The organism is Xanthobacter autotrophicus, from assembly GCF_029991245.1.
Taxonomy (GTDB): domain Bacteria; phylum Pseudomonadota; class Alphaproteobacteria; order Rhizobiales; family Xanthobacteraceae; genus Xanthobacter; species Xanthobacter autotrophicus_C.
This window is the reverse complement of record NZ_JAIVFO010000026.1, coordinates 25854-37646: the sequence shown is the minus strand read 5'-3', so window position 1 is coordinate 37646 and position 11793 is coordinate 25854. Positions and strand designations below refer to the sequence as shown.

At 66.9% G+C, this 11793-nt stretch carries 9 protein-coding genes and 1 tRNA gene; 5 read left to right on the top strand and 5 right to left on the bottom strand.

Translation table 11 applies throughout. From position 1 onward, the window contains the following. The 3 genes from urtC to urtA form a co-directional block, all read right to left on the bottom strand. Positions 1-934 (bottom strand): urea ABC transporter permease subunit UrtC (urtC, locus tag K9U41_RS07060; protein ID WP_282640146.1); only part of this gene is annotated, 934 nt, incomplete at its 3' end. A 211-nt stretch (positions 935-1145) separates the two neighbouring features. Further along, entirely contained in the window at positions 1146-2804 is a 1659-nt protein-coding gene (gene urtB / locus K9U41_RS07055) for an urea ABC transporter permease subunit UrtB (protein ID WP_282640145.1), read from the bottom strand. 252 nt (positions 2805-3056) lie between these two features. Continuing rightward, positions 3057-4289: an urea ABC transporter substrate-binding protein gene (urtA, locus tag K9U41_RS07050; protein ID WP_282640147.1), complete on the bottom strand. Its 1233-nt coding sequence runs from the start codon at positions 4287-4289 to the stop codon at positions 3057-3059. Positions 4290-5086: 797 nt separating this feature from the next. On the opposite strand from urtA, the gene K9U41_RS07045 reads away from it, so the two are divergent. Together K9U41_RS07045 and mgtE are read left to right on the top strand one after the other, a co-directional pair. Continuing rightward, on the top strand, positions 5087-5698 hold the full coding sequence (locus K9U41_RS07045) for a carbonic anhydrase (RefSeq protein ID WP_282640144.1): 612 nt from the start codon (positions 5087-5089) through the stop codon (positions 5696-5698). Positions 5699-5835: 137 nt separating this feature from the next. After that, complete coding sequence (gene mgtE, locus K9U41_RS07040; protein ID WP_282640143.1) at positions 5836-7200, top strand: magnesium transporter; 1365 nt, start codon at positions 5836-5838, stop codon at positions 7198-7200. Between the two features lie 25 nt (positions 7201-7225). On the opposite strand, the gene K9U41_RS07035 is transcribed toward mgtE, so the two are convergent. Continuing rightward, complete coding sequence (locus K9U41_RS07035) at positions 7226-7486, bottom strand: hypothetical protein (protein ID WP_282640142.1); 261 nt, start codon at positions 7484-7486, stop codon at positions 7226-7228. 327 nt (positions 7487-7813) lie between these two features. Between K9U41_RS07035 and K9U41_RS07030 the strand changes: the two genes are divergently transcribed. Together K9U41_RS07030 and K9U41_RS07025 are read left to right on the top strand one after the other, a co-directional pair. Further along, positions 7814-9172 (top strand): HdeD family acid-resistance protein, encoded by a 1359-nt coding sequence (locus K9U41_RS07030; protein WP_282640141.1) that lies wholly within the window; start codon positions 7814-7816, stop codon positions 9170-9172. Beyond that, entirely contained in the window at positions 9169-10380 is a 1212-nt protein-coding gene (locus K9U41_RS07025) for an MFS transporter (protein ID WP_282640140.1), read from the top strand. Before K9U41_RS07030 ends, K9U41_RS07025 begins: the two co-directional genes overlap by 4 nt. 339 nt (positions 10381-10719) lie before the next feature. Here the strand turns inward: K9U41_RS07025 and K9U41_RS07020 are convergent. Continuing rightward, positions 10720-10796: transfer RNA gene (locus K9U41_RS07020), tRNA-Pro, on the bottom strand. Between the two features lie 168 nt (positions 10797-10964). Here K9U41_RS07020 and fabI point away from each other — a divergent pair. After that, positions 10965-11792: an enoyl-ACP reductase FabI gene (fabI, locus tag K9U41_RS07015; RefSeq protein WP_282640139.1), complete on the top strand. Its 828-nt coding sequence runs from the start codon at positions 10965-10967 to the stop codon at positions 11790-11792. The last annotated feature ends 1 nt before the right edge of the window (position 11793 follow it).

The window sequence follows — 11793 nt, the reverse complement described above, 5'->3', positions numbered from 1 at the left end:
ATAAGAGACAGGCCCCCACCAGCGTGCCGCGCCCGCCCACCGCCACCCAGATCACCATCTCGATGGACTGGGCCGGGGCGAACTCGGACGGGTTGATGATGCCCACCTGCGGCACGTAGAGCGCGCCGGCGACGCCCGCCAGCATGGCGGACAGCACCCACGCCACCAGCTTGTAGTTCTGCACCCGGTAACCGAGGAAGCGGGTGCGGCTCTCCGCGTCGCGCACCGCCACCAGCACCTTGCCGTACTTGGAGGTGACCAGCGCCCGGCAGATGAGATAGCCCAAAGCCAGCGCCACCGCCGACGCCACAAACAAGGTCAGCCGCGTGTTCGGGGCCGAGATGGGAAAGCCCAGGATATCCTTGAAATCGGTGAGGCCGTTATTGCCGCCGAAGCCCATGTCGTTGCGGAAGAACGCGAGCATGAGCGCGAATGTCATGGCCTGGGTGATGATGGAGAGATACACGCCCGTGACCCGCGAGCGGAAGGCGAACCAGCCGAACACGAAGGCCAGCGCCCCCGGCACCAGCACCACCATGAGCATGGCGAAGGGGAACATGTCGAACCCGTACCAGAACCACGGCAGCTCCTTGTAATTCAGGAACACCATGAAGTCGGGCAGCACCGGATCGCCATAGACGCCGCGCGGACCGATCTGGCGCATGAGGTACATGCCCATGGCGTAGCCGCCCAGCGCGAAGAAGGCGCCGTGCCCCAGCGAGAGCACGCCGCAATAGCCCCACACCAGATCCACCGCCACGGCGAGCAGCGCATAGGTGAGGTACTTGCCGAGCAGCGGGATCATGTAGTCCGGCACATGCAGCGGATGGCCGGGGGGCAGCAGCAAGTTGGAGGCCGGCACCAGCACCGCCACCGCCAGCATGACGAGAAGGAAGATGCCGCCGGTGCGGTCGATGATGCCGGAGCGGTTCATGCGCAATGGCTCCCTGCGATGACTTCGCACAGAGGGTGCGGTCGAGCGCGACGGCCTCCCTCTCCCCTTGCGGGAGAGGGTCGGGGTGAGGGGTTGGGCTGCGCGAGACCTTGCCCAGCAGAGCGAGCGGGCAGCACCCCCTCACCCACCGCGCTGCGCGCGGCACCCTCTCCCGCGAGGGGAGAGGGGAAACAAATTGCGGCCGCGCCTCTCACGATTCCACCGCCCGGCCCTTGAGCGCGAACAGGCCGCGCGGGCGCTTCTGGATGAACAGGATGATGAAGACGAGCAGAAGGATCTTGCCCAGCACGGCGCCGGCGAAGGGCTCCAGCAGCTTGTTGGCGATGCCCAGCGTGAAGGCGCCCACCAGCGTGCCCCAGAGGTTCCCCACCCCGCCGAACACCACCACCATGAAGCTGTCGATGATGTAGCCCTGCCCAAGGTTCGGGCTCACGTTATCGATCTGCGACAGCGCCACGCCCGCGATGCCGGCGATGCCGGAGCCGAGGCCGAAGGTGAGCGCATCGATGCGTCCGGTGCGGATGCCCATGGCCGCCGCCATGCGCCGGTTCTGCGTCACCGCGCGCACATAAAGGCCGAGCGGCGTGCGCTTCAGCACCAGCAACAGCGCGAAGAACACCAGCAGCGCGAAGACGATGATCCACAGGCGGTTGTAGGTGATGGACAATTGCCCCACCTGGAACGCCCCGGACATCCACGAGGGCGCTCCCACCTCCTGGTTGGTGGGGCCGAACACGGAACGCACCGCCTGCTGGAGGATCAGCGAGACACCCCAGGTGGCGAGCAGCGTCTCCAGCGGCCGGCCGTAGAGGAAGCGGATCACCGTGCGCTCGATGAGGATGCCCACCAGCCCCGTGAACAGGAAGGCCAGCGGCAGGGCGATGGCGAGGGACCAGTCGAACAGGCCGGGGGCCGAATGGCGGATGAAGTCCTGCACCACGAATGTGGTGTAGGCGCCCAGCATCACCATCTCGCCGTGGGCCATGTTGATGACGCCCATGACACCGAAGGTGATGGCAAGCCCGATGGCCGCCAGCAGCAGCACCGAGCCCAGCGACAGGCCGTACCAGACATTCTGCGCCACGGCCCAGAACCTGAGGTTCTGTTCCACCTTGGCGATGCCGGCCTCCGCTGCCGCCTTGAGGCTGGCGGGAGCATCCGCCGGCAGGCTGCGCAGCAGGCTGATGGCCTCCTGGTCGCCGCGGGCGGTGATCTTCTGGATGGCGAGGAGCCGCACGGCCTCCGGCACTTCCGCCTTGCCGACGAGGATGGCGGCGCGGGCCTGCTCCAGCGTTTCCTTCACGCTGGCCACCGTCTCCTTGGCGATGGCGGCTTCCACCGTCGCCAGCGCCGCGGCATCGCGCGACTTGAACACGGCGGCGGCCGCGTCGGCGCGGCGGACCGGATCGGGATTGAGCAGCGAGAGCGCGCCGGAGGCCGCATCGATGGCGCGGCGCACCCGGTTGTTGGCGCGCACCACGGAGAGGTTGGCCGGCGCATTGGCCACGATGGTGCCGGTGGCGGCGTCGGCTATGCCGGCGGGGGTGCGGATATAGACCGCCTTGGTGGCCGGATCGAACACCAGCCGGCCGGCGCCGAGCGCCTCCACCACAGCTGCGGCCTGGGCGCTGCCGGTGGCCGAAAGCTCGACCAGCGCGTCCGACGTATCCGAATAGCTGTCGTTCGCGAATTTCGCGACGATGGCCGAAATGTCGCCCTGGCCCTGGGCGCGCACGGCGCCGGCGGGCAAGAGGACGGCCAAGACAAGGACGGCCGGAAGAAAGGCGAGAAGGGGAAGCGCGAGGAGGCGCGCGAGGGCCGGCGGAACGGAAAGGCGCAGGCGCATCATGAAGGTATCCGCTCCAGCGCAGCCGGCGGTGCCGGCAGCTCGCGACGGGAAGAGCGAGGCTCCCCCTCCCCGTTGCCGGGGAGAGGGAGGAGCGCCCCTTGCGGGACGGTACGAGAGGCTTTCGAGATCAAAGGCTTAAAAAATCCACGCCCGCCAATTCCGCGCCCACCGGGACGCGAAGCTCGCGCGGATGCGCTCAGGCGGGTCCGCTCACTTGGATGCGCTCACTTGAATCCGCTCACTTGAATCCGCTCACTTGGCCGCCGAGAGGCAGACGTTCTTGACGGTGTCGAAGTTGCCGCAGTTCAGCTTCACCCAGTCGGCCACCAAATTCTTGGAGCCTTCGAGGTAGCGCGACCAGGCTTCGCCGGGGATGAGGTCCTTGGTCTTCCACACCACGTCGAACTGGCCGTTGCCCTCGATCTCGCCGATGAAGACCGGCTTGGTGATGTGGTGGTTGGGGAGCATCTCGGAGACGCCGCCGGTGAGGTTGGCCTGCTTGATGCCCGGCAGCGCGGCGATGACCTTGTCCTGGTCGGTCGTGCCGGCCTTCTCCACCGCCTTCACCCACATGTTGAAGCCGATGTAATGGGCCTCCATTGGGTCATTGGTGACGCGCTTCGGGTTCTTGGTGAAGGCGTGCCACTTGGCGATAAAGTCCTTGTTCTCCGGCGTGTCGATGGACATGAAGTAGTTCCATGCCGCAAGGTGGCCGGCGAGGGGCTTGGTGTCGATGCCGGCCAGTTCTTCCTCGCCCACCGAGAAGGCGACCACGGGAATATCCTTGGCGCTGATGCCCTGGTTGGACAGCTCCTTGTAGAACGGCACGTTGGCATCACCATTGATGGTGGAGACCACCGCAGTCTTCTTGCCCGCCGAGCCGAACTTCTTGATGTCGGACACGATGGTCTGCCAGTCGGAATGGCCGAACGGCGTGTAATTGATCATGATGTCCTCGGCCTTCACGCCGCGGGACTTCAGATAGGCTTCGAGGATCTTGTTGGTGGTGCGGGGATAGACATAGTCGGTGCCCGCCAGCACCCAGCGCTCCACCTTCTCGTCGTTGGCGAGGTAATCCACCGCGGGAATGGCCTGCTGGTTCGGGGCGGCGCCGGTATAGAACACGTTGCGCTCGCTCTCCTCGCCCTCATACTGGACCGGGTAGAAGAGGATGTTGTTGAGTTCCTTGAACACCGGCAGCACCGACTTGCGGCTGACCGAGGTCCAGCAGCCGAACACGGCGGCGACCTTGTCCTTGGTGATCAGCTCGCGCGCCTTTTCGGCGAACAGCGGCCAGTTGGAAGCGGGGTCCACCACCACGGCCTCGAGCTTCTTGCCCAGGAGGCCGCCCTTCTTGTTCTGCTCTTCGATGAGCATGAGCATGGCGTCCTTTAGCGTCGTCTCGCTGATGGCCATCGTGCCCGACAAAGAATGCAGGATGCCGACCTTGATGGTCTCCTGCGCCTTGGCCACGCCCATTCCCATCGTGCCCACGATGGCGGCGGCGGCGGCGAGCGCCCCGAAACCCCTGGTCGCCTGTCCCAGCAAACCGAGCATGCGCTCTCTCCCCTGTTGCGACGGCCCATCGGGCCTGCCAGGGAAACGTGAGCAAGGCGCGTGCCAAGGCTTACCACCGGCCCGGTACGGACGTGCCCGGAGGCGGAACCGTGATCGAAGCCGGCAGAACCGGCTGCAGCGCACACAATATGCCGATAAAACAGGCGGCGGCCGATTGACGCGATGCCGCAAATTTCAGCAATATCCGCATCGCCATTCAAAACGCGGCGCTTCCACCGCGATTGCGATGCCGCACGCCTCGGACTTCTGCGGTGCGGCGGCGCACACAATTCATCGGATCTGCCTCTTTTTCATCCACACTCCTGGCGGGTCCAAGAGGGGGTCCAAGAGCCATGTCCAAGAGCCATCACCGCACCCCCGGTTGCGCGAGCGTGGCACGGCCTGGGCATTCTTCTTCGCGGCACAGCGATGACGAGGCGTCACAGGAAGTTGAAAACGTAGAGCAGGATGATTACAGAAACCGGAACACCCATGATCCAAAGCAGAATTCCGCGCATGACCTTTCCCCGTCGTTCAGATTGACTTCGTGCAGACGTAACGTGGCAACAGTCCATCGGGTTCCAACGACCCCCGGGTGGCCGCATGGCGCAGGGCCCTCGCCCCGCCGGCCGCAGCGGCGCACCGGGGAGGCAATGTGGCGGGCTTGACTTGGCCGTCGCGCTCGGACTTCCGTGCCTTGAGCGGACCAGACGGGAGAGCGGCGCGTGGATGATCTGATTTCAGGCTACAGACGATTCCGTGAAGTGGCATGGCCGGAGCGCAAGCAGCTCTTCGAGCGGCTCGCGGCGCGGGGCCAGAAGCCGGAGACCCTGGTCATCGCCTGCTCGGACAGCCGCGTCGATCCGCAGATGATCTTCGATGCCGGACCCGGCCAGATGTTCGTGGTCCGCAACGTCGCCAACCTGGTGCCGCCGTTCCTGCCCGACGCCAATTATCACGGCACGTCGGCGGCCATCGAGTTCGCCGTGCGCGTGCTCAAGGTGCAGGACGTGGTGGTGATGGGCCACGCCCAGTGCGGCGGCGTGCACGCCCTGCTGGAGGGCGCCCCGCCCGGTGCCGAGGACTTCGTGGCCGGCTGGATGAAGATCGCCGAGCCCGCGCGGCTCATGGCCGAGGATGCCGGCATTCCCCGCGATCAGCGGCAGCGCTTCTGCGAGCAATGCTGCGTCAAGCTCTCCCTGGCGAACCTCGCCGGCTTCCCGTGGGTCGCCGAGCGAATCAGCGCAGGCGAGCTGAAGCTGCACGGTGCCTATTTCGGCGTCGCCACCGGCCAGCTGGAGATGCTCGGCGACGACGGCACCTTCAAGGCCGTCTGAACTGCCCGCTGGCGGCTCTGGCGCACGGTCGCCCGACGCCAACGTGTCATTTCGTTGAAGGACAGCTTCGCTACGTGGGGCATGGACCCGGTCGAGGCGAGCGCCGCCGGAACCGCAGCCGGGGCGGAGAGGCACGGATGAACATCGTCACGACGCAAGACATGGACAAGGCGAGCATCGCAGCCCGCCTCGGTCACGAGCATGTGGCCGACATCGTCGAATTCCTGAACGGCAAGACCGCCGAGGACGCCACCGAGCTGGTCGCCCACATGCCCCTGCAATGGGCGGTGGAGGTGCTCGACCAGCCACAGTTCCAGGACGCCTGCGAGGTCATCGAGGCCCTGCCCCAGGACAAGGCCGTCGCCCTGCTCGAAGGCATGTCGGCGGACCGCGCCTCCGACGTGCTGCGCTGGATCGAGGAGCCGGCCAGGGGCCGCCTGCGGGAAGCGCTGACGCCGGAAACACGCAGCGGCATCGACCACCTGCTCACCTACCCCGACGGCTCCGCCGGCGCGCTCATGACCACCGAGTTCGTCAGCGTGCCCTCGAACTGGACCGTGGGGCAGACCCTCGCCCACATCCGCGAGGTGGAGCACAGCCGCGAGACCGTCTACGCCATCTATGTCCTGACCCCGGATACCAAACGCCTCGTCAACACCGTCTCCCTGCGCCGCCTGATCTTCGGCGAGCCGGATGCCCCCATCTCGTCGGTGGCCAATCCCTACGCGCCCATCACCGTGCCCCCGACCATGCCCCAGGAGGAGGTGGCGCGGACCATCTCCAAGTATGACTTCCTCGCCGTTCCGGTGGTGGACTCCACCGGTCACGTGCTCGGCATCGTCACGGTCGACGACGTGATCGACGCCATGATCGAGGAGCAGACCGAGGACGTGCAACGCATGGGCGGCATGGAGGCCATCGACAAGCCCTATCTCGACATCTCCTTCTTCGAGATGATTAAGAAGCGCGGCGGCTGGCTGTGCGTGCTGTTCCTGTCGGAGATGCTCACCACCAGCGCCATGCAGGTCTATGCGGACGAACTGGAGAAGGCCATCGTCCTCGCCCTGTTCATCCCGCTGGTCATGAGTTCGGGCGGCAATTCGGGCTCCCAGGCCACCTCCCTCATCATCCGCGCATTGGCCCTGCACGAGGTGCGGCTGCGGGACTGGTGGCGCGTAGCGCTGCGCGAGTTCCCGACGGGGATCACACTCGGCGCCATCCTCGGCATCATCGGCATCGTGCGCATCGTGGTGTGGCAGGAGGCCGGCATCTTCGATTATGGCGAGCACTGGAAGCTGCTGGCCATGACCATCGGCGCCGCCCTCATCGGCATCGTCACGTTCGGCTCCATGGCCGGCTCGCTGCTGCCTTTCGCATTGAAGCGCCTGGGTTTCGATCCGGCCTCGGCCTCGGCGCCGTTCATCGCGACCCTGGTGGATGTGACCGGCATCGTCATCTATTTCTCGGTGGCCTGGCTGTTCCTGCACGGCACCATTCTGTGACGACGACATTGTGTGAAGGCGAAGCTCAGCTGCGGCGCAGGAACCGCATGAGCGCGCCGTAGCCGTCTGCCCCGGCCGCTTCCTCGTCCTGCGCGGCGGGCGCCTCATCGGCGTCCGCCGCCGCATCCGCAAGGTCCGAAGCCGTCACCTCGAACCCGCGCGAGGCAAGGAAGCCCACCGCATCCTCCGCGCTGGAAAAGCCGCCCACCGCATCGGCGAGAACCGCACTCAGGCCGGTATTGCCCGACGCATCCGCCTTCAGGCGCTCCATTTCGGCGCTGGTCATCGCGACGCTCCGTGTCCGTTGGGTCTCGAAGGCCAACCACAAAGGGGCCTTCACTGTTCCGGATGCGGAACATTGGCCCCCTCGCCTGCCGGCGCGGGCGCGGCCCCCTCCGGACCCAGCCACCCCGTCTAAACCTCTTGCCCAGCCTCTTGCATCGGCGGGGGCGACGGCCCCATGGTGCCGACCTGACCTTGGGTGCGATGCGTTTGGACGGGGCGGAACCGCTTTCGTTCAGACGGGAATCACCCTTTCCTAGTGTGACGCGAGGGATTCACCATCAGGCTGGTTCAGCCTCGGGGACTCTCTCCAGAGTGAAGCCGTCCCTTCATGGTCCAGCTTGCGTTCATCCTGGTGGGGGCCCGTGCCCTGCGCGACCGCTGGTGGGTGTTGCTGGTGCTCGCCCTCGCCTTCATCGGCGTCGCCTGCCTGATCCTGCTGGATGCCATGGACGGCACCATGTCCGTGGCAACGCAGGTGTTCGGCGGCGTGTTCGTGCTGGAAGGGCTGCTGAGCCTGCTCGCCGTCTTCGCCCTGCGCGGGGTGCAGAGCTGGACCCTGGCCCTCGCCCGCGCCGGCGCCCTCGTCTTCGTGGGCATCTTCATCCTGGATTATCCGGAGCGCAACGGCATGGCGCTGTCGCTGCTGTTCGGCGCCGCCTTCCTCATGGACGGCGTGGCCCGCATCGCCACCGCCCTGGTGGTGCGCTTCCGGCTGTGGCGGGCGACGGTGGCGGTGGGCGTCGTGGAGATCGTGCTGGCGGCGATCATCGCCAGCCACTGGCCGTTTTCCCACGAGATCAAGGTTCCGCTGTGCATCGCCCTGTTGCTGCTCATGTCCGGCTGGATCCTGATGCGCGCGAGCCTGATGCTGCGTGCCCACCTTTCCGAGGTGGCGATCCTCGCCCTGCCGCTGTTCGGCGGGCGCAACTGGTATGACAACGCGCCGGTGATCGTGGACGAGAGCGGCCCGCTACCGCCCTCCGACGGCCCCATGACGGTCCATGTCTGGACCCCGGTGGGCTCGGCGGACGTGCCCACGCACCGCCCCTTCATCGACCGCTACATCGCCGCCGTGGACCGCACCGGCGCCATCTCCACCGGCCATTCGGCGCTGGAACTGCGGCCGGACCTCTATATCAGCCATTATCCGGCGGAGGAGATCGAGCATCCGCCGGAAGAATTCGCCCGCATCCTGCGCGCCACCGCCGAGAACAACGTGAAGGGCCGCTTCCAGCCCTCCTACGCCGACGAATCGGCAAACTGGTGCGAGGCGGATGCGAAGGTGGAATTCACCCGCTTCAATGCCCGGCGCCTGCGGGCCTTCTGGGCCGGCTACCGGCAGGACGACACCTATAACCTCACCAACCGCAACTGCTCCGTGGTGGTGGCGGCGGCCCTCGATTCCGCCCTCGAAGGCGTGCTGGCCTCGCGCATGCCCTGGCTGCGGGTCGCCACGCTTTTGGCCAATCCGGACGTGTGGGCGGGCGCCTATATCCGCTCGCGGGCCGAGGCCATGAGCTGGACGCCCGGCCTGGTGCTCGACTACGCCAACACCCTGAAACGCATCATCGAGCCCGCGCCACCGCCGTTCGCGGCGCGGCTCCGGGACTTCGTGAAGCGCTTGAGCCGTCCCCATTCCGCCCCGAGCGGCACCGCCACCGCGCGGGCAAGCGTGAGCGAACCATGAGCAATGAGGCCGCCCAAGCCACCCCCCTGGAAGCCACCCCCGGGAAGGCCGTCCCGCTGGAAGCCGGCCTCGTCGAAGGCCGGGCCAGCGTGCTCGCCCGCGCCGCGGTCATCGCCACCGCCATGGTGTTCGGCCTCACTTACTCGCTCACGGCGCCGCTCATCGCATTCGACCTCGCCGCCCGCGGCCTCAGCGAGGGCGCCATCGGGGCCAATGCGGCCATGCATGCCGTGGGCGTGCTGATCACCGCCGTGGCGCTGCCGCGGCTGGTGGCGACGCTGGGGCCACGTAAGCTCATCTTCCTCTCCATCGCCATTTCGGCGGCGGCGCTCATCGCCTTTCCGCTGCTGCCCATGCTCGCCGCATGGTTCGTGCTGCGCCTGTTCCTCGGCATGGCGGCCGAGGCGCTGTTCGTGACCTCCGAGACCTGGATCAACGCCCTTTCCACCGAGGGCACGCGCGCCCGCTCCATGGCGGCCTATACGGCGGCGCTCTCGGTGGGGCTGGCGCTGGGGCCCATCATCCTCTCGCTGGTGGGCACGGCCGGCGCGCTGCCCTATGGGGTGGGGGCGGGCATCGCGCTGCTCGCCGCGCTGTTCGTCGCCTCGCCGCGCGTGGTCGCGCCCCGTTTCGACGAGCCGACGGTGGGCAATCCGGTGCGTTTCGTGCGCCTCGCCCCCCTTGCCCTGAGCGCGACCCTGCTCAACGCCGCCATCGAGACCGCCGGCCTCTCCTTCCTCGCGCTCTATGCCATCAACCTCGGCTGGGCCGAGGCGCACGCAACCCGCCTCATGTCGGTGATGATGATCGGCGCCATCGCGCTCCAGCTGCCCATCGGCTGGCTGGGCGACAAGATGGACCGTCGCCACCTCGTCATTGCGCTGGCGACGCTCTCCGCCGTCGGGGCGGCGGTGTGGCCCCTCGCCCTCGGCAGCACGATCGCCACCTATGCCCTGCTGTTCGTGTGGGGCGGAGCGTTCGTGGGCATCTACACCATCATGATCACGCTGGTGGGCAGCCGGTTCAAGGGCGGCGACCTGGTGGGCATCTATGCGGTCTCGGGCCTGTTCTGGGGGCTGGGCGCGCTGGTGGGGCCGCTCGGCGCCGGCTTTGCCATGCAGGCGCACCCGCATGGCCTCGCCGTCTTCGCCACCCTCACCTGCGCCGGCTTCGCGCTTGCCGCCTGGCGGCTGAAGGGGACGACCTGACGGCCATCTTTTGCGCTGCGGCATGGTGACGAAGGCTCGACACGCCAGCATCGAGTCGCTCGAAGACCGGGGATGACGGCCCGAGCCAAAGACGATTCGCATCTTCGGCTGGTCGAGGGCGGCGATTCAGAGGGGACACCCCTGCGATCCGGCTGCGCGAATCGCGGCGCGCTTGTCCCGCCCCATTGACCGGACGCAGACGCATGATGCACCCGCGCCAGGGGGCATGCCGCAGCGGCCCAGGCGCACCGGCGGTGGGCCATTGAGTGCATCACTGCAGCAAGGGGATGACGTGGGTTGAAGGACGGAGGAACCTCAATTCCATGCCCGTCGATCAGCTGGTCGGAGTGGCAGGATTTGAACCTGCGACCCCCACGTCCCGAACGTGGTGCGCTACCAGACTGCGCTACACTCCGATCCAGAGGCGCTGCGTATAGCGCCCCCTATTGCGCGATGCAAGAGGCAGAGTGCGTGGGCCTCGCTTGAACGGTGGATGGCCCCATGCCATAGGAAGCGCGCCCCGTGGAGCGTGCCTATGGCCGTACCATGGGGCATCAATGGCTTGAGCATGTGGAGTTGGGTCAATGGCGACGGACGGTTTCGCGAGCGGTCTTCTGAAGGGCAAGCGCGGGCTGGTTCTCGGTGTCGCCAATAATCGCTCCATCGCCTACGGCATCGCCAAGTCGGCGCGCGCCCACGGCGCGGAACTCGCCCTCACCTATCAGGGCGAGGCGCTGAAGAAGCGGGTCGAGCCGCTGGCCGCCGAGCTGGGCGGCCATCTGGTCGGCCATTGCGACGTGACCGAGCCGGAGACCCTGGACGCCGTCTTCGCCGAAACCGAGAAGCTGTTCGGCACGCTGGATTTCGTGGTCCACTGCATCGCCTTCTCCAACAAGGACGAGCTGGACGGCCGCTATGTGGACACCTCGGCCGACAATTTCACCAAGACCATGTTCATCTCCTGCTACTCCTTCACCGCCGTGGCCCAGCGGGCGGAGAAGCTGATGACCAATGGCGGCTCGCTCCTTACCCTCACCTATTACGGTGCGGAAAAGTGGATGCCGCATTACAACGTCATGGGCGTCGCCAAGGCGGCTCTGGAGGCGAGCGTGCGCTACCTGGCCGCCGACCTCGGCCCCAAGGCCATCCGCGTCAATGCCATCTCCGCCGGCCCCATCAAGACCCTGGCGGCCTCGGGAATCGGTGATTTCCGCTACATCCTGAAGTGGAACGAGCTGAACTCGCCGCTGCGCCGCACCGTCACCACCGACGAGGTGGGCGACACCGGCGTCTATCTCGTGTCCGATTTGTCGCGCGGTGTGACCGGGGAAGTGCACCATGTGGATGCCGGATATCATATCGTCGGCATGAAGCACCCCGACGCGCCCGACCTCGCCCTCGTCCGCGACTGAG